Below are 17554 nucleotides of genomic sequence, written 5' to 3'. Positions count from 1 at the left end.
TCATTGTGACTGGGTTTGCAATCAGGGCACTGGGCAAATTACCAGCGATTCAACAGCGCTCACAATTGATCATTACATCCGTTTGATAAAAAAGCCCCCTCATTTCTGAGGGAGCCTTTTAGCCAAGCTGCGCGTGGGCAGCTTAGTCAGGCGAGGTCGTTAGTTCTTGACCCAGCCTTTGGTCACAGCACCACCACTCATCACGAAGAAGATCTTTTGACCCACTACCGGAGCGGCGACGGCACCAGGGGTGGAGCTAGGGGTCAACACAAGAGTATCAGTTGCTGCGATGTTTTTGTAAGCATTGGGCGTAACGGTAATTACACCATCAGTCACACCGACGGTTGCCACGGCGCCGTTAGCACTAGAATAGGCTCCCGGAACACCATGGGACCCAGCGTCACACAGGGTGATGTCACCTTCGGATTGCCAGCAATCCTCCACACCAAGCTTAAACGGGGCAGCTTGTCCGGTGACTTCTGTGTAACGTGCTTTGGTAATGTAATCTTGATAGGCTGGAATCGCGATCGCGGCCAGAATACCGATGATCGCCACAACGATCATCAGTTCGATAAGGGTGAAACCTTGCTGAAGTTTACGCATTTAAAATCTCCTTTGGTTGGGCAAGATGAACACGAGATCGCCGTGTCTGGTGCAATAACGAGCAGTTGCCATGCCAACTTTAGGGGCGAGGACTCGTTTTACTGGAATTGGCCTTGAAAAGCCCGCCGGTTCTTGCTTGTAGCAGTGTAGTGATTTTCTCGCAGGCCGTTGCGGTGCCCTTTTCCGCGATCCATGGGCGCCATGCATGACCAGCCGCGGCATGAGGTGACATTATTCGTCACCTCTCAACCCAATCAGCGCAATAAATCGACAATAAAAGCCACGCTTCCGCGTGGCTTTTTGATTTTGGTGGGTCGGGCGAGATTCGAACTCGCGACCAACGGATTAAAAGTCCGCTGCTCTACCGGCTGAGCTACCGACCCTTTTACCTGACAAGTGTCGTGTCCGGCAAAGCGCGAAATTATACTGGATTTTGGATTCGCGTCAAAGCCAAATGTGCTTTAAACCGCTTCCAGCTTGCGCATTCCGGCAGGCAGCAGCCTGAGGTCGGCCAGCGCCGTGATGAATGCCTTGAGAAAAGTCGCCTCGCTCTCGTACACCATCTTGTAGTACTGCACTTTCATCGTGATGGCGCTGCCGAGCACGATGGCGACGAAGGTGAGGATGGAACCCAGCGCCAGGGTGGAGAAGCCGGTGACGCCCTGCCCGATGGTGCAACCCATCGCCAGCACGCCGCCAAACCCCATCAGGATCGCGCCCACCAGGTGGTTGAAGAAATCGCGGACGGAGGCGAACCACTCGATCCGGAAATTGCGGGAAATCACCGACCACAGCAAGGAACCGGCGATCACGCCTGCCAGCGCCATGATGCCGAAGGTGAGCAGCGTACGGTCGAAGCCGCTCGCCACGTAGCCGAGGGTTTGCCCCATGGGGTTGATGAAGGTGAAGGACTGCGCGGCGAGCGGGCCGGCTGCGGCGGGCCTGACCGCGTCGGCCGGCGCATACAGATCCCAGTCCTGGACGAAGGATTGCAGCGTGAGAATGTCGCCACTGGCATCCACCCGGATGTTGCTGGTGACATACCAGGCGGCCAGTACTGCGAGGCCGACTACGAGGCCGCCGAGGATGTTGTCGAAACTGCCGCGGAAATCGGCCGACTTGAAGGCCCAGATCAGCAGCAGGCCGCCGATGATGGCCCCCATGACCATGCGACCGGTGGCGGCCTTGTCGCCAAAGAGCATCGCGCCAAGATCCTGGTTGGTCGTCAACGCAACGGCGGTCGGATTGGTCCAGGGNTAGAACAGGGTGGAATAGAGTGTCTTGTCGCTGCCCGGGAAGGGATTGATCATGAAATAGGCGATCAGCGCGATGACCAGCAGCACCATGACCGACTTGAGATTTCCGCCGCCGATACGGATCAGCGTCTTGTTGCCGCAGCCGGAGGCAAGCGTCATGCCGATTCCGAACAAGGCGCCGCCCAGCACGTTTTCGAGCCAGACGAAGTTGGTCTGTCGATAGGGAGGGAAAGTGCCGGTTACGTTCACTAGGCCAGCAGCTTCCAAGGCCGTCACGCCCAGTACGCCGACAGCAATGGCCAGTATCCAGGCACGCATGCGGCCAGTGTCGCTCATGTTGACCCAGTCGGACACGGCACCCATGGTGCAGAAGTTGGTCTTGTTGACCACGGCGCCCATGATCAGGGCGATCGCGAAGGTCGACCATAGAAAAATCGATTGCGCGCTGGCGAAATCTGCGTAGGTCATAAGTCTATTCCTCCTCAGGAAAGGGAAGTGCGGATTGCCGCCTCACCCGGAAAAATAGGTGGATTTTAATGCGTACGAGCGAAACCGAAGCTGGATAATAAATACCATGTAGACGCTCAGTGCAAGATTGCCTCGCAATAGAGCGGACTCACATCCGCACGAAGCGTGGCGCCTCCACCCAAGTAGAGAACCATCGAGAATCCGTTCGCCAGCTACCCGGCTTCCTGTACGTAGCGCGTCGGATCGGGAATGCCTGCGGCGTGGAAGCCCTCGCGCCGCAGCCGGCATGCATCGCAACGGCCGCAGGCCAGGCCTTCAGTGTCGGCCTGATAGCAGCTCACCGTCTGCGCGTAATCAACCCCGAGCGCGGCACCGCGCCGGATGATGTCGGCCTTCGACAGGGTTTGCAGCGGCGCATGAATGCGCAATCTCGCACCCTCGACCCCGGACTTGGTCGCCAGGTTGGCCATGCGCTCGAAGGCTTCGATGAACGCGGGGCGGCAATCGGGATAGCCGGAATAATCGACGGCATTGACGCCGATGAAGAGGTCGCGCGCACCGAGCACTTCGGCCCAGGCGAGCGCCAGCGCCAGCATCACGGTATTGCGTGCGGGCACGTAGGTGACCGGAATGCCGTCGGTCGGGCTTTCCGGCACGGCAATGGAGGCGTCGGTCAGCGCCGAACCGCCGATGTCGCCCAATCCGAGGCGCATCACCCGATGTTCGACGGCGCCCAAACTCCTGGCCACGCGCGCGGCAGCGGCAAGCTCGGCCGTATGGCGCTGGCCGTAATCCAGGCTCAGCGCATGGCAGGCGTAGCCCGCTTCACGGGCAATCGCCAGCACGGTGGCGGAATCCAGGCCGCCGGAGAGCAGGATGACTGCAGGTTTCATGTGCCTGGCGTGTTGCCCCACAGGATCTTGTGCAACTGCACTTGCATACGTACCGGCAGACGGTCGGCCAGAATCCACTCCGCCAGTTGGGCGGGCGGCAGTTCGCCCTGCACCGGGGAAAACAGGATGGGGCACACCTGCGCAAGCTTCTGTGCCTGGATGACCTCGCGTGCCCATTCATAATCGGCACGGTTGGCCAGTACGAACTTGATTTCGTCATGCGGCGTCAGGTGGGCGATATTCTCCCACCGGTTGCGTACCGCCTCGCCCGATTCGGGCGGCTTGATGTCGACGATGCGCGATACCCGCGGGTCCACTTTGCTGACGTCGAGCGCGCCACTGGTTTCCAGTGACACCGAATAGCCCGCGTCGCACAGCGCTGCCAGCAACGGCAAGCTGTTCTTTTGCGCCAGCGGTTCCCCACCCGTGACGCAGACTGTCGGCACGCCATAGTCCGCCACCCGTGCCAACAGCGACGTCAGCATGACAGTTTCGCCGCCCTGGAAACTGTAGGGCGTGTCGCACCAGCGGCAACGCAACGGACAGCCCGTTAGGCGGACGAACACGGTCGGCAGGCCGGCTCGGCTGGTTTCGCCTTGCAGCGACAGGAATATCTCGGTCAAGCGAAGCGTAACAGTTGACGCTTGCACGTCATGACAGTCAAGGCCGCCCTCCAGCGGCTGGCGCGTCAAGGACTCGGACACGGCGTTACTTGATCGCAGCCAGCCGACGCGCGGCAAGTTTGGCGGCCGGGGTGCCGGGATGCTTGGCCACCAGGTCCTTGAGCGTCTTGCGCGCAGCGGTCATGTCATCCAGTTCGATCTGGTTGGTGGCGACATTGAGCAGCGCGTCGGGCACTTTGGGGCTGTCGGGATAAGTCGCCACGAGCTTTTGCTGATGCGCCAGCGAGGTCTTGTAATCCTTCAGCGCGTAATACGAATAGCCGATCCAGTACTGCGCGTTGGCTGCCAGCGTGCTCGCCGGATAGGTCTTGAGAAAGTTCTTGAAACCGGCGATGGCGTCGGTGTACTTGGCGTCGCGGAACAGGGCGAGCGCCCCTTCGTAGCTGCGCGATTCAACCAGCGGGTCGGCTTGCGCAGATCCGTCCGCCGCCGGCTTGGCTACCGTTCCTCCGGCAGCGGCCTGCGAGTCGGGTGCAGCCGGTTGCGTCGCATCAGCGGCCGGCGCCGGCTTGGCTGCCTTGGCGAGCTCGACAATGCGCTGATCGAGATCGGCATACAAGTCGTTCTGCCGTTTGCCCAGCGTATCCAGCTGATTCGCCTGGACCTCGGACTGGCCGCGCAGTCTGGCCACCTCGGCCTTGAGCGATTCCACTTCCTTCAGCATATCCAGCATCGGCTGGTTTTGCTGAATCGACTGCTCCAGCTTGGCCAGCCGCGAATCGAGCGCATCCACACGCTGCTGCAATGCCTGCATCTGACGGGTCACTTCCTCGTCATTGCCGAACAGCGCCGCCCACGCCGGCTGGGCCAGCATGAGCATCGAAACGAGGATCAGGCCATTACGTCGAAGCGAGGTCATTTCTCGTCGCTGTACACCACGTCGGTACGGCGGTTTTCGGCGTACGCGGCTTCGTCATGGCCCTGGTTGCGCGGCTTTTCCTCGCCAAAACTGATCGCTTCCATCTGCGCGTCGCTCACACCCAGCACGGCCAGTGCCTTGCGCACGGCCTCTGCGCGCTTCTGCCCCAGTGCCAGGTTGTATTCGCGGCTACCGCGCTCGTCGGCATTGCCCTGCAGGATCACGTGCGCATCGCGCTTCGACATCAGGTAGCCGGCGTGCGCTTCGAGCATCGGACGGTACTCGTCCTTCACCACGAAACTGTCGTAATCGAAGAAGACGCTACGCTTGGACAAGGGGCTGGCCGGGTTCTTGCGCGGATCGCCGGCATATTGGTCGCCCATCGCATTGCCTGCGACACCGCTGCCGCCCACGCCCGTGGTTTCAGTGCCTTGGCCGGTACTTGCCGTGCCGGCCGTGCCGCCGGTGCGGTCTTCGACCGTCGCTTGCGTGCCACCGGTCGTGCCACATGCAGACAAGGTCAACGCAACCAGAATGGGCCATAAAATCTTGTTCATTTATCTCTCCTTATGAATGAATACAATTTGATCATGGGCGGCTCTTGTCTACTCCCTGCAACCGCCCAACCGACATCCAACACTTTAAATGCACGCTTTCACGGACCCCAGACCGGCTCGCGCGCATCCACACCCGATTCCGACAGGCGCGCGTGCGTTTTACCGTCCAGGCTCACCGTGCCGAGTATTCCTTGTTCACCCTGTACCGTGGCATACAACACGGCCTGGCCATTCGGCGCGAAACTGGGCGACTCGTCGCGCGCAGTATCGGTCAGCACACGGGTCTGTCCCGAGGCCAATTCCTGCAAGGTCACGCTGAACCGCCCGCCGTCGCGGCTGATGTAGGCCAGATATCGCCCATCCGGGCTGATCGCGGGGAGACATTATAGCTGCCATTGAAGGTCACCCGTTTGGCTTCGCCGCCGCTGGCCGCCATGCGATAGATTTGCGGGCTGCCTCCCCGATCCGAAGTGAAATAGAGGGTTTGTCCGTCGGGGAGAATACCGGTTCGGTATCGATATTGCTGCCCCGCGTNNCAGGCGCGTCAATCCGCCGCCGTCGGCATTGATCATATAAATCTGCGAAGCGCCATCGCGCGTCAGCACGACAGCCAGCCGCCGGCCGTCCGGCGTCCATGCCGGAGCCGAGTTGGACCCCTTGAATGCTGCGATCTTGCGGCGTTGGCCATCCTTGAGCGACTGCACATATACGACAGGCTTCCTGTCCTCGAACGACACATACACAATCTGGCTGCCGTCCGGCGAGAACATCGGCGAAATCACCGATTCGTTTGAGCGCACCACCGTGCGCGGGTTTTGCCCATCCGCATCGGCCACCCGCAATTCATAACGGCGACCCTGCTTCTGTACGTAGGCGATACGGGTGCTGAACGCGCCGGGGATGCCCGTCAGCTTCGCGTATATAAGGTCCGCAATCTGGTGCGCTGTGGCACGCCACTGGCCGGCCGTGATGGTGTAGCTGTAGGCCGCAAGCTGGGTCTGCTTGAGCACGTCCAGCAAGTAGAAGCGGACTTCGAGACGGCCGCCCGGCTGCGCGGTGACCTGGCCGACCACCAGCGCGTCCGCCCCCTTGCCGCGCCAGACACCATAGTCGACCTGCGCGGGCATGACAGGCTGCTGCGCCCCGCCCACGTCCACCAGCCTGAACTGGCCGCTGCGGTTGAGGTCGTCTCCGGCAATCTGGGTCAGTGCAGGGCTGGGCTGGCCGGGCGCGCCCTGAAACGGCACCATGGCCACGGCAATCTTGTTGGCTGCGCCGCCAATGACCTGGATTTCCATCGCAGCGCGCGCGGAAAACGGCGCGCTCAGCAAGGCCAGACAGAACAGNGGAAACAGCAGAACGGCACGCAGCATGGATACGGACATCGGGCTCACAAACACTTTCTTGATTGGGCAGTCTAGCATAGGCTGCACGCGGTCCGGCCGCATACCGCCTCGTTTCGACCCGTTCAGGGCCTACTCTTTGGGGCGGTGGACGAAGGAAAGTTCCGGGACAAAGGCGGCGCGCGCATCGCGGTCGGTCGGCAAGGGCAATGGCGAAGACTTCTCGATGGCGCGCACCACTGCGTCGTCATACGCAGGATTCCCGCTGGATTTCGTCACCCGCACGCTCACGACTTCGCCGGTGGGCAGCAGCTTGACCAGGCAACGGACTTCGGGATTGCCCTTCAGATTGTCGGGCAGCCGGGTATTGCCGCGCACCTTGGCGCTGATCTGGTCGCGGTACTGTCCCACGACGCTCGCCACTTCAGCCTGGCGCTTGTTGGCTGCCGCCTGCGCCTGGGTCAGCCGCGCCAGACGGGCCTCGTTCGCCGCAGCCTCGGCCGCCACGCGCTGTTTCAGGTCCTCTTCTTCCATCTGACGCAGCAACGCCTGCCGCTTCTGTTCGGCCTGTTGTTTCTCACGCAAGGCCTTGGCCGCTTCGGCACGGGCCTTTTCTTCGGCCGCTTGCATGGCCTGTAGTTTNTTCAGGCGTACGGCCTCGGCCTTTTTCTTTTCCAGGGCTATGTCGGGCGTCTTCGGGGGGCGGTTCCTTTTCCACCGGTCTGGGGTGGGTGCGACAGGCGCCGGTTTGGGCGCTTTCACGGGCGGCGGCGGGCGGGGCCTGGCCGGGGGGNNCGGTGTGTCCGGCAGGGTTTCCCACAAATCGACCATGACTGCCTCGGGATGGTGGGTCTGCCATGACACGCCGAACACCAGCATCAGAACGAACAGTACATGCACCCCCAGCGCCAGCGCAGCCGCAAGGAGGTTGGGAACGGGACGCGAGCCAGGCGGGGCGTCTGCCGTGAAATTCATGGGGCCGGGCGGGCAAGCAGGCCGATACGCGTGATCTGGGCCTGTTGCAGGAGCGTCATCGTATGCATCACCTCCTCGTAGCGGACTTTCTTGTCCGCCGCGATCACCACCGGCTGGTCCGGCTGGGCGCGATGAAACGCGGCAATTTCATCCGGCAGCGCCGATTTCGCCACCACCCGTTCGCCGCCGCCGGACGCACGGTCGCGCAGCAGATATTCACCGGATTCCTTGATGATGATTTCGAGCGGTTTCTGCGGCGTCTGCGAGGTCTTGCCGACGCTCGGCAATTCGACCTGGGCCGGGTTGATGAATGGTGCGGTCACCATGAAGATCACCAGCAGCACCAGCATCACGTCGATCATCGGCACGACGTTGATCTGGGCGACCTGTTTGCGGGTCCGTGCCACAGGCTATACCGATTTGGCCGTCACCTGCTGCCGCTGCAGGATGTTGGAGAACTCCTCCATGAAGCTTTCCATGCGGTTGGCCAGGCGGTCGATGTCGTGGGTGTAGCGGTTGTAGCCGACCACTGCGGGAATCGCAGCGAACAGGCCCATGGCGGTGGCGATCAGCGCTTCGGCGATGCCGGGCGCGACCTGCGCCAGCGTGGCCTGCGCCACGCTCGACAGCCCCATGAAGGCGATCATGATGCCCCACACCGTGCCGAACAGGCCGACGTAGGGCGACACCGATCCAACGGTGGCGAGGAAGGCCAGGTGCGATTCGAGGCCGTCGAGTTCGCGCTGGTAGGTCGCACGCATCGCGCGGCGGGTGCCGTCGATGATGACATTGAGCGACAGCCCGGCCTGGTGCCGCAATTTCGAGAATTCGCGAAACCCGGCTTCGAAGATGCGCTCCATTTCCCCNGCACCTTCGCGTTCGCCGGCCACCCGCTGATAGATGGCGTTGATGTCGCCGCCGCCCCAGAATTCGCGCTCGAAACGGTCGGTCACGCGCAGGGCTCGCTTGAGGGCGAACATCTTGATGAAGATGAACCACCACGACATCAGCGAGGCGCCCAGCAGCAGTGCCATGACGACTTGTACCGGCAGCGACGCATGGAGGACGAGATGGAACAGCGAGAGGTCTTGACCGAGTTCAGGGTTCACGTTGCAGGGGCCAATGCTTGAAGAATGGGCTCAGGTATTTTAACGGGTTTGAAACGTATCACATCGACGCATGCGAGCGTCACGACGGCCTCTGCCAGACGGTCGGAGCCGCGTATAAGTTCCTGGCGCACACTGAGGCTGGCACGCCCGGCCTCGTGCAACGCGACCGATACCTCGAGCTGCTCGTTGAAGCGTGCCGGCGACAGGTAATCGATCTCTACCCGCCGCACCACGAACACGATGCCGGGCTCGTCGCGCAGGGCATCCTGCTCGAAGCCGAATGCACGCAACCATTCGCTGCGTGCGCGTTCCATGAATTTGAGATAGTTCGCGTAATACACGACGCCGCCTGCGTCGGTGTCTTCCCAATACACCCGGACCGGCCAGACAAACGCCATCAGAACAGATCCGCGCTCGGCTCGGTGGGTGCAGCAAACCCAAGATGGCGATACGCCAGCGGCGTGGCGATACGGCCGCGCGGGGTACGCTGCAGATAGCCCTGCTGGATCAGGAAGGGTTCGAGCACGTCCTCGATGGTGTCGCGCTCCTCGCCGATGGCGGCAGCGAGGTTGTCCAGCCCCACCGGGCCGCCCATGAATTTCTCGACTACGGCCGACAGCAGTTTTCTGTCCATCACGTCGAGTCCGGCCCGGTCGACATCCAGCATGACCAGCGCCGCATCGGCCACCGCGCCGGTGGCCTGCCCCTCCGCCTTGACGTCGGCATAATCGCGCACCCGCCGCAGCAGGCGGTTGGCGATGCGCGGCGTCCCGCGCGAGCGGCGGGCGATTTCCAGCGCGCCGGCCTCATCCAGATTCATCTGCAGCAGGCCTGCCGAGCGGTGGACGATGAAACCGAGTTCTTCCGCCGAGTAGAACTCCAGGCGGGCAACGATGCCGAAACGGTCGCGCAGCGGNTTGGTCAGCATGCCCGCGCGCGTGGTGGCGCCGACCAGGGTGAACGGCGGCAGGTCGAGCTTGACCGAGCGTGCCGCCGGCCCTTCGCCGATCATGATATCGATCTGGAAATCCTCCAGCGCCGGATACAGTACTTCCTCGACCACCGGCGAGAGGCGGTGGATTTCATCGATGAAGAGCACGTCGTGCGGCTCCAGATTGGTCAGCAGCGCCGCCAGGTCGCCTGCGCGCTCGAGTACCGGGCCCGAGGTCTGGCGCAGGTTGACGCCCATCTCGCGCGCAATGATGTGCGCCAGCGTGGTCTTGCCCAGCCCCGGCGGGCCGAACAACAGCACATGGTCGAGCGCCTCGCTGCGCTTCCGCGCGGCGTGGATGAAGATTTCGAGCTGCTCGCGCGCCTTCGCCTGGCCCACGTATTCGGCCAGCGTGCGCGGCCGCAGGGCGCGTTCGATCTGCTCTTCCTGCGGGCTGACGGCGGCGGGTGCGATGAGACGGTCGGTTTCGATCATGGAGCCGGAGGCGGCGTGACGGGATACAGCCGGATTCTACTCCGTGACGTCTTCCCCNGGCGCAGTGTCCTGCGCCAATTGGCCCGCCCGCGCGCTTTCNGCGCGATAAAGCGCCCGGTCGGCGCGTGCAAGCGCGGCATTGAGCGTGTCGCTGGCGGCACTGCCCAGCCAGGTCTGTCCTGCGCTGAGACCCGTATCCAGTTCGAGGCCGAAAGCATTCAGCTCGCTTCTGAAATGGTCGCTCAGGCGCTGGTACCACGCGTTCACGCCGGCGGCGTCGAGCCCCGACAANAGTACCGCAAACTCGTCGCCAGCCAGACGTGCGGCCAGATCGGCGCGGCGGGTCAAGGCTTTCAGCGACTGTGCCAGGGCAAGCAGGACCTGGTCGCCCACCCCATGCCCATAGCGATCATTGACCCCTTTGAAATGATCGATGTCGAGCATGACCAGGGCAACGGCGTGCTGCCGCTCCGCGAGCCCTTGTGCCAGAGGGAAGCGGGTCTCGAATGCACGCCGGTTGGGTAGCCCCGTAAGCGGATCGGTCAGGCTCAGATGCGCCAGCCGCGCACGCTGTTCCTGCAAGTGCAGGGCAATCATGTTGATGTCGGCCGCCACGGCCTCGAACTCGACGTAGTGCGGCACGATCGTGGGGACCGGCTCGTCATGCGCCAGGGCCGTCAGGGCGTCGACCGTGGACACGATATCGCGCAGCATGGTGTGGCGTAGCCGGACCATGGCGACGATCAGCACGCCCAACACGGCGCCCAGAGTCAGCAAGCCCGCCATCACCTGGCGCCAGCCGCTGCGCGTCAGCCATTGCACCGGGGTCTGTACGATCAGCGTCCAGTCCGTGTCTGCCACAGGCAAACGGATTTCGCGTACATGGCCGCTGATTTCGCCACGGCTGACGATCGTTTTCTCGCGTGCATCGACGAGCACGGCGGCATGGCCCGGCTGGATCGAATCATCGAGCACGCGCTGGAATTGTGTCAGGCGCACGCTCAGGAACACGCCGCCCAGCAGATCACCCCGGGCGTCGCGCACGGGCGCGAGCAGGTCGACATGCTCTGCGCCGGTGATCTCGCGATGGACCCGCGGGCGGCCATCCGTCAACGCGTCCGTCCGCTTCATGTCCTGACGGCACGCGAGGCCGATGCGCAAGGCTCCCGCGTCGCCCAGCACATTGCCGCGTGAATCGACCAATGCCACGCCCAATATCTCGGGCAGCAGCAGCTGGCGCGAACGTGCCCACTGTTGCTTCGGTTCGATCGTGCCGTTGCGCATCAGGTCGACCAGGCCAGGGGCGTGCGCCGAATTGTCGAGCAGCTTGCGGTAGTACTCCAGTTGCCGCATTACGCCGGTTCGCGTCTGTTCGGCCTCATGCTGGATGAAGCGCTGCTGGTCTTCCCGGCTGGATTCCAGGCTGAACCACAGGCTGAGGCCGATCCCCGCGCCAAACATGCCCACCACACTCAGCAGCAGCCATACCAGCTGGTGTTGCAGCGATGCCGACGGCCGATGTCGTAGAGCGGGCTGCGTCATGAAGGAATTCAGGTCTTGGACAAGGCCCGCAGTGCCTGTCGGATCGCCTCGCCCACCGGCAGGTCGGGCGGCAACTGGCGTACGGCCTCGGTGGTCTCGCGTTCGTTGTAGCCGAGCGCCAGCAGGGCCTGGCGCACATCGTCCGATACGCCGGGCGTTTCCGGACTCGCGATCGCACCCGCGAACACCGGCTTGCCCTTGAGTTCGAGCAGCAGACGCTCGGCGGTTTTCTTGCCGATGCCCGGGACTTTGACGATGCGGCCGATTTCCTGCGCCGCGATCGCCGCCGACAGATCGTTGACCGACAGGCCGGACAACACCGACAACGCCGTCTTGGCACCGATCCCCGAGACTTTCAACAGCTCGCGAAACGCCGCACGTTCGACTTCGCTGCCGAACCCATACAACAGGTGCGCGTCCTCGCGGATGGCCAGATGGGTGAGCAGGCTGATCTTCTCACCGATCGCCGGCAGGTTGTAGAACGTGCTCATCGGCACGTCGATTTCGTAGCCAACACCGTTGACATCCACCAGCACCTGCGGCGGCTGTTTGGCGGCGAGGGTACCGGTAATTCTGCCTATCATGTGGAGTCCTTGCTCATACCAGTCGCCCGCCCTTGACGCGGTAGCCTGCGGTGGAGTGTGTGCCCAATCGGCTGCCGTGCGCATGGGTGATGGCACAGGCCAGTGCGTCGGCCGCGTCGGCCGTGGGCGCGACAGGCAGGCTCAGCAGGCGTTTCACCATCTCCTGCACCTGTTCCTTGGCGGCCTTGCCGTGGCCGACCACCGCCTGCTTGATCTGCAATGCAGTGTATTCCGCCACGCTCAGATCGCGCGATACGGCCGCGCAAATGGCGGTACCGCGCGCCTGCCCGAGCAGCAGCGTGGATTGCGGGTTGACGTTGACGAAGACGATTTCCACCGCACAGGTATCAGGCTGGTAGGTGCCGATCACCTCGTTCAAGCCGGCAAACAGCACGCCCAGCCGCTGCGGCAGGCTACCCTCGCCGCTCTTGATGACGCCGCTGGCGACGTAGGCCAGCTTCTGGCCGGTCTGCTCGATCACGCCGAAGCCGGTGAGGCGCAGGCCGGGATCAATGCCAAGAATGCGCAATGGGGGATTACTCCGGCAAGACCGCGTTGGTGTAAACCTCCTGTACGTCGTCGAGGCTTTCGAGCGCATCCAGGATTTTCTGCATTTTCACCGCGTCGTCACCCGTGAGTTCAGTCTCGGCTTCGGGGCGCATGGTGATCTCGGCGACCGCCGGCTTGAAACCGGCCTTTTCCAGCGCCTCCTTCACCGCTTCGAAGGCCTTGGGATCGGGCGAGGTCAGCACCTCGATCGAGCCGTCGTCGTTGGGGATGATATCGTCCGCGCCGGCGTCGAGTGCAGCTTCCATCACGGCCTCTTCGCTCGCGCCCGGCTCCAGGATGATCTGGCCGCAGTGCTTGAACTGGAATGCCACGCAGCCGTCGGTGCCCATGTTTCCGCCGTGCTTGGTGAAGGCATGGCGCACGTCGGCGACAGTGCGCGTCTTGTTGTCGGTCAGACAGTCGACCATCACCGCGACGCCGCCGATGCCGTAACCTTCGTAGCGTACCTCTTCGTAGTTCACACCCTCGAGCTGGCCGGTGCCGCGCTTGATCGCGTTCTCGATGTTGTCCTTCGGCATCGATTCGGCCTTGCCCTTGTCGATCGCCAGCCGCAGGCGCGGGTTCATCGCGGGGTCGCCGCCGCCCATTTTGGCAGCCACGGTGATTTCCTTGATAAGCTTGGTGAAGATCTTGCCGCGCTTGGCATCCTGGCGCCCCTTGCGGTGCTGGATGTTGGCCCATTTCGAATGTCCTGCCATGTCGATTCCAACGCAAAATAATGCGCAATTCTAGCATTTCGGCCCCTTCGCTCCGTCTCGGCATCGACCTCGGCGGCACCAAGATCGAACTCATCGCGCTCGATGGCGAGGGCCGAGAAATTCTGCGCCGCCGCGTGCCGACCCCGCGGAACGATTACCTTGCAACCGTGGCCGCAGTGGCCGCACTGGTCCACGAGGTCGAATACGAACTGGGGAAAGACGGCAGCGTCGGCGTCGGCACGCCCGGCGCAATCTCGCCTGCCAGCGGGCGCATGAAGAACTGCAACTCGACCTGCCTCAACGGCCAGCCGCTGCAGGAAGACCTCGAGCGCGCGCTGAACCGGGAAATAAGAATCGCCAACGACGCCGACTGCTTCGCGCTGTCGGAAGCGACCGACGGTTCCGCCGCAGGCGCCGGCAGCGTGTTCGGCGTGATCCTCGGCACCGGCGTCGGCGGCGGCGTGGTGGTGCGCGGGCACCTGCTCAAGGGCGCGAACGCGATCGCCGGCGAATGGGGACACTCGCCCCTGCCCTACTTCCAATTCGCCCACACCCAGGCCGACCGCGCCGGCACCGGCCAGCACTCCGCCACCGGCGAGGCGATCCTGCACCCGTGGCCAAGCCCGCGCGAGCTCGACGCCGCACCCGCCTGCTACTGCGGCAAGAAAGGCTGCATCGAGACCTGGCTGTCGGGGCCAGCCTTCGCCGCCGACCACGTGCGCTACGGCGGCGAGGAACTGCCCGCACAGGAAATCGTGCAACTGGCGAATGCCGGCTACGGCCCCTGCAGCGCGACGCTGGCGCGCTACGAAGAACGGCTGGCACGCGCGCTGGCCGGCGTCATCAACCTGCTCGATCCGGACGTGATCGTGCTCGGCGGCGGGCTTTCCAACATCGAACGCCTGTACGACACCGTGCCGCGGCTGTGGCCGCGCTACGTGTTTTCCGATCGCGTGTACACCAAACTGGTGCCCCCGAAATACGGCGACTCCAGCGGCGTGCGCGGCGCGGCGTGGCTATGGAACGATTAGCTCAGGGCTAGTGCAACTTGATCCGCGCCCGCGTCGGCGTGCTGATGAAGTGCGCGTAGGTGGTGAGCGAGACTTTGAACCAGCCGTGCAGCGCGATCTCATGCATCTTGTGCAGCGACCAGTACACCAGCCGCGCCATCACGCCCTCGATCATGATGCTGCCGCCGGTGAGGCCGCCCATCAGGTTGCCGACGGTGGAGAAGCGGCCGAGCGCGACCAGCGAACCGTAGTCGCGGTAGACATACTCCGGCAGGGACTTGCCGCGGAAGCGGCGGCAGATCGACTTCACCAGCATCGACGCCTGCTGGTGCGCAGCTTGCGCGCGCGGCGGAACGAAGCCCTTGCCGTCCGGCATGGCGCAGGCGGCGCAGTCGCCGAACGCGAAGATGTTGTCGTCGCGCGTGGTCTGCAGGGTCGGCCGCACCACCAGCTGGTTGATGCGGTTGGTCTCGAGACCGTCGATGTCCCTGAGGAAATCGGGCGCCTTGATGCCGGCCGACCACACCATCATGCTCGCGGGAATGAACTTGCCGTCGGCGGTGAGCATGCCGTCCTTGCGCACCTCGACGATGCGCTCGCGCACATGCATCTCGACGCCCAGCTCGGCGAGGCGATCGGCGGCGGCGGCGGACAGGCGCGGCGGCAGACCCGGCAGGATGCGGTCGGACGCTTCGACGATCAGGAGTTTCAGGCTTTTGTCGGGCTCGATGTTGTCCATGCCGTAGGACGACAGTTCGCGCGTGGTGTCGTGCAGTTCGGCGGCGAGTTCGACGCCGGTGGCACCGGCGCCGACGATGCCGACGGTGAGCTGACCGGGCGCGACCGCCTCGTTCTGCGTGTTGGCGCGCAGGCAGGCGTTGATGTGGCGGCGATGGAATTCGCGTGCCTGCTCAGGGGTGTCGAGCATGATGCAGTGCTCCTTCACCCCNGGTACGCCGAAGTCGTTGCCGACCGAACCGACTGCGATAATCAGCGTGTCGTAGCGAAACGCCCGGCGCGGAATGATCTCCACGCCGTTTTCGTCGAAGGTCGGCGCGACGCTGACCTCCTGGCGTGTGCGGTCGAGGCCGTCCATGCGGCCGAGGCGGAAGGTGAAGCCGTGCCAGTGCCCCTGCGCCAGGTATTCGAGGCGCTCGGCGTAGGAATCGAGGCTGCCCGCCGCGACTTCGTACAGCAGCGGCTTCCACAGATGCGACGGCGAGGCGTCGATCAGCGTGATATTCGCGCGCTTCTTGTTTCCCAGCTTGTCGCCCAGGCGCGTCGCCAGTTCCAGTCCTCCTGCTCCGCCGCCGACGATAACGATTTCATGCATCTGCTGTTCCATAGCCACAAATTTTCCTCCTGTTTTCGTATTAGCGAGATGATACCCGGAGTATTAGCATTTACTTCTATTCTTTGTCGGGTACGCGTTGCCGTCGAACTCGATAGAATCCGCATATCGACACCCCAGGATGCACCATGATCGAACCGCTGCTCGTCGCCCGCAACGCCACCGCCGACCTCGTCCTGCTGCCGCAGATGGCCAACCGCCACGGCCTCATCACCGGCGCCACCGGCACCGGCAAGACCGTCACCCTGCAGACGCTGGCCGAACATTTCTCCAGCATAGGCGTGCCGTGCTTCATGTCCGACGTGAAAGGCGACCTGTCCGGCGTGTCGCAGGCCGGTGGCGGCAACGCCAAGGTGGCCGAGCGGGTCGAATCGCTCAAGCTCGAAGGCTTCGCCTACCAGGGCTATCCGGTCACCCTGTGGGACCCCTTCGGCACCAGTGGGCATCCGGTACGCGCCACCGTATCGGACATGGGCCCGCTGCTGCTGGGGCGCATGCTGGACCTCAACGACACGCAGAGCGGCGTACTCAACCTGGTATTCAAGGTTGCCGACGACAACGGCCTGCTCCTGCTCGACCTGAAGGACCTGCGTGCGATGCTCGCCTTCGTCGGCGAGAACGCCAAGCAATTCACCACCGAATACGGCAACGTCTCCTCCGCCTCGATCGGCGCCATCCAGCGCGGATTGCTGACGCTGGAATCGCAGGGCGGCGAGCAGATCTTCGGCGAGCCGATGCTCAACATCGCCGACCTGATCCAGACCGACCGCGGGCGCGGCGTCATCAACATCCTGTCGGCCGACAAGCTGATGCAGTCCCCCAAGCTGTACGCCACGCTGCTGTTGTGGCTGCTGTCCGAACTGTTCGAACACCTGCCCGAGGCCGGCGACCTCGACAAGCCGAAGCTGGTGTTCTTCTTCGACGAAGCCCACCTGTTGTTCAACGACGCCCCCGAGGCGCTGGTGGAAAAAATCGAGCAGGTGGTGCGGCTGATCCGCTCCAAGGGTGTCGGCGTGTACTTCGTCACGCAGAACCCGGCGGACGTGCCCGACAAGGTGTTGTCGCAACTCGGCAACCGCGTGCAGCATGCGCTGCGCGCCTTCTCGCCGCGCGACCAGAAGGCCGTGAAGGCCGCCGCCGAGACCATGCGCGACAACCCGGCGCTGGACGAAGCCGCCGCCATCACCGAGCTTGGCGTAGGCGAAGCGCTGGTGTCGCTACTCGACGCCAAGGGCCGGCCCGGCGTGGTCGAGCGCGCCTTCATCGTCCCGCCGCAGGGCCAGATCGGCCCGATCACCGACGCCCAACGCGCACAGCTGATCCAGTCCTCGCTGGTCGCCGGCGTCTACGACAAGACCGTCGACCGCGAATCCGCCTACGAAACGCTGAAGGCACGCGCCGAACAATCGGCACAGGCGGCTCAACAGGCCAAGACCGCGGCGCAACCCGCAACGGGAGGCGGACTCGGCGGGGTATTGGGTGAGATCCTGACCGGGAATGGTCGCCGCCAAGGTGCGGCTGAGGCGCTCGCCAAATCGGCCGCACGCGCCATCGGCAGCCAGGTCGGCCGCAGCCTCATACGCGGCGTGCTCGGCAGCCTGTTCGGCAGCAAGCGCTGACCGGTTCT

General features: G+C 63.6%; 18 protein-coding genes, 1 tRNA gene and 2 pseudogenes. 3 read left to right on the top strand and 18 right to left on the bottom strand.

Translation table 11 applies throughout. The annotated features are described in order from the left end of the window. Positions 1–159: 159 nt before the first annotated feature. The 4 genes from HZY77_RS15280 to queC all read right to left on the bottom strand — a co-directional run bounded on the left by HZY77_RS15280 (position 160) and on the right by queC (position 3187). On the bottom strand, positions 160–603 hold the full coding sequence (locus tag HZY77_RS15280) for a prepilin-type N-terminal cleavage/methylation domain-containing protein (protein ID WP_296816605.1): 444 nt from the start codon (positions 601–603) through the stop codon (positions 160–162). Positions 604–910: 307 nt separating this feature from the next. Then, positions 911–986: transfer RNA gene (locus HZY77_RS15275), tRNA-Lys, on the bottom strand. A gap of 78 nt (positions 987–1064) precedes the next feature. Beyond that, entirely contained in the window at positions 1065–2327 is a 1263-nt protein-coding gene (locus tag HZY77_RS15270; protein WP_296816603.1) for a YeeE/YedE family protein, read from the bottom strand. 212 nt (positions 2328–2539) lie between these two features. Then, positions 2540–3187: a 7-cyano-7-deazaguanine synthase QueC gene (gene queC / locus HZY77_RS15265; RefSeq protein WP_363154651.1), complete on the bottom strand. Its 648-nt coding sequence runs from the start codon at positions 3185–3187 to the stop codon at positions 2540–2542. Between queC and HZY77_RS17920 the strand changes: the two are divergent. Next, a pseudogene (locus tag HZY77_RS17920) lies at positions 3182–3238 on the top strand (hypothetical protein); the annotation flags it as partial. The gene queC and the pseudogene HZY77_RS17920 sit on opposite strands and share 6 nt — an antisense overlap. Here HZY77_RS17920 and queE read toward each other — a convergent pair. The 13 genes and pseudogenes from queE to HZY77_RS15200 form a co-directional block, all read right to left on the bottom strand. Beyond that, positions 3217–3870: a 7-carboxy-7-deazaguanine synthase QueE gene (gene queE / locus HZY77_RS15260; protein ID WP_296820928.1), complete on the bottom strand. Its 654-nt coding sequence runs from the start codon at positions 3868–3870 to the stop codon at positions 3217–3219. The pseudogene HZY77_RS17920 and the gene queE overlap by 22 nt on opposite strands. Positions 3871–3928: 58 nt before the next feature. Continuing rightward, positions 3929–4762, bottom strand: a complete 834-nt coding sequence (ybgF, locus tag HZY77_RS15255) for a tol-pal system protein YbgF (protein ID WP_296816598.1) — start codon at positions 4760–4762, stop codon at positions 3929–3931. Next, entirely contained in the window at positions 4759–5319 is a 561-nt protein-coding gene (gene pal / locus HZY77_RS15250) for a peptidoglycan-associated lipoprotein Pal (RefSeq protein WP_296816595.1), read from the bottom strand. Before pal ends, ybgF begins: the two co-directional genes overlap by 4 nt. Before the next feature lie 98 nt (positions 5320–5417). Beyond that, positions 5418–6704: pseudogene (gene tolB, locus HZY77_RS15245) on the bottom strand (Tol-Pal system beta propeller repeat protein TolB). A 90-nt stretch (positions 6705–6794) separates the two neighbouring features. After that, entirely contained in the window at positions 6795–7637 is an 843-nt protein-coding gene (locus tag HZY77_RS15240; protein ID WP_296816591.1) for a cell envelope integrity protein TolA, read from the bottom strand. Continuing rightward, positions 7634–8044 (bottom strand): protein TolR, encoded by a 411-nt coding sequence (gene tolR / locus HZY77_RS15235; RefSeq protein ID WP_296655967.1) that lies wholly within the window; start codon positions 8042–8044, stop codon positions 7634–7636. Before tolR ends, HZY77_RS15240 begins: the two co-directional genes overlap by 4 nt. Before the next feature lie 3 nt (positions 8045–8047). Next, on the bottom strand, positions 8048–8746 hold the full coding sequence (gene tolQ, locus HZY77_RS15230) for a protein TolQ (protein WP_296816587.1): 699 nt from the start codon (positions 8744–8746) through the stop codon (positions 8048–8050). Beyond that, positions 8743–9144 carry a tol-pal system-associated acyl-CoA thioesterase gene (gene ybgC, locus HZY77_RS15225; protein WP_296816584.1) on the bottom strand — a complete coding sequence of 134 codons (402 nt, stop codon included), beginning with the start codon at positions 9142–9144 and terminating at the stop codon, positions 8743–8745. The genes tolQ and ybgC overlap by 4 nt, the downstream gene beginning before the upstream one ends. Further along, the gene (ruvB, locus tag HZY77_RS15220; protein WP_296816580.1) at positions 9144–10172 is read right to left on the bottom strand and encodes a Holliday junction branch migration DNA helicase RuvB; all 1029 of its coding nucleotides are present in this window, start codon (positions 10170–10172) and stop codon (positions 9144–9146) included. The genes ybgC and ruvB overlap by 1 nt, the downstream gene beginning before the upstream one ends. A gap of 36 nt (positions 10173–10208) precedes the next feature. Then, on the bottom strand, positions 10209–11714 hold the full coding sequence (locus HZY77_RS15215) for a sensor domain-containing diguanylate cyclase (protein WP_296816575.1): 1506 nt from the start codon (positions 11712–11714) through the stop codon (positions 10209–10211). 8 nt (positions 11715–11722) lie between these two features. After that, the gene (gene ruvA, locus HZY77_RS15210; protein WP_296655960.1) at positions 11723–12298 is read right to left on the bottom strand and encodes a Holliday junction branch migration protein RuvA; all 576 of its coding nucleotides are present in this window, start codon (positions 12296–12298) and stop codon (positions 11723–11725) included. A gap of 13 nt (positions 12299–12311) precedes the next feature. Further along, entirely contained in the window at positions 12312–12827 is a 516-nt protein-coding gene (gene ruvC, locus HZY77_RS15205; protein WP_296767325.1) for a crossover junction endodeoxyribonuclease RuvC, read from the bottom strand. Between the two features lie 7 nt (positions 12828–12834). After that, positions 12835–13566: a YebC/PmpR family DNA-binding transcriptional regulator gene (locus HZY77_RS15200; RefSeq protein WP_296816572.1), complete on the bottom strand. Its 732-nt coding sequence runs from the start codon at positions 13564–13566 to the stop codon at positions 12835–12837. Between the two features lie 20 nt (positions 13567–13586). Between HZY77_RS15200 and HZY77_RS15195 the strand changes: the two genes are divergently transcribed. After that, positions 13587–14597 carry an ROK family protein gene (locus tag HZY77_RS15195; RefSeq protein WP_296816569.1) on the top strand — a complete coding sequence of 337 codons (1011 nt, stop codon included), beginning with the start codon at positions 13587–13589 and terminating at the stop codon, positions 14595–14597. 7 nt (positions 14598–14604) lie between these two features. Here the strand turns inward: HZY77_RS15195 and HZY77_RS15190 are convergent, their stop codons facing one another. Then, positions 14605–15909 carry an NAD(P)/FAD-dependent oxidoreductase gene (locus HZY77_RS15190; protein WP_296816566.1) on the bottom strand — a complete coding sequence of 435 codons (1305 nt, stop codon included), beginning with the start codon at positions 15907–15909 and terminating at the stop codon, positions 14605–14607. A gap of 146 nt (positions 15910–16055) precedes the next feature. On the opposite strand from HZY77_RS15190, the gene HZY77_RS15185 reads away from it, so the two are divergent. After that, on the top strand, positions 16056–17546 hold the full coding sequence (locus HZY77_RS15185) for a helicase HerA-like domain-containing protein (protein ID WP_296816563.1): 1491 nt from the start codon (positions 16056–16058) through the stop codon (positions 17544–17546). The last annotated feature ends 8 nt before the right edge of the window (positions 17547–17554 follow it).

The organism is Thiobacillus sp. (assembly GCF_013693775.1).
Lineage (GTDB): Bacteria > Pseudomonadota > Gammaproteobacteria > Burkholderiales > Thiobacillaceae > Thiobacillus.
The sequence above is the reverse complement of the archived record's forward strand: the minus strand, read 5'-3'. Positions and strand labels throughout refer to the sequence as shown.

Excerpts from the sequence above, each read along its gene's own strand:
- HZY77_RS15280 (WP_296816605.1), bottom strand. The coding sequence starts at position 603 with ATGCGTAAACTTCAGCAAGGTTTCACCCTTATCGAACTGATGATCGTT.
- ybgF (WP_296816598.1), bottom strand. The coding sequence starts at position 4,762 with ATGACCTCGCTTCGACGTAATGGCCTGATCCTCGTTTCGATGCTCATG.
- pal (WP_296816595.1), bottom strand. The coding sequence starts at position 5,319 with ATGAACAAGATTTTATGGCCCATTCTGGTTGCGTTGACCTTGTCTGCA.
- ybgC (WP_296816584.1), bottom strand. The coding sequence starts at position 9,144 with ATGGCGTTTGTCTGGCCGGTCCGGGTGTATTGGGAAGACACCGACGCA.
- ruvA (WP_296655960.1), bottom strand. The coding sequence starts at position 12,298 with ATGATAGGCAGAATTACCGGTACCCTCGCCGCCAAACAGCCGCCGCAG.
- HZY77_RS15200 (WP_296816572.1), bottom strand. The coding sequence starts at position 13,566 with ATGGCAGGACATTCGAAATGGGCCAACATCCAGCACCGCAAGGGGCGC.
- HZY77_RS15195 (WP_296816569.1), top strand. The coding sequence starts at position 13,587 with ATGCGCAATTCTAGCATTTCGGCCCCTTCGCTCCGTCTCGGCATCGAC.
- HZY77_RS15185 (WP_296816563.1), top strand. The coding sequence starts at position 16,056 with ATGATCGAACCGCTGCTCGTCGCCCGCAACGCCACCGCCGACCTCGTC.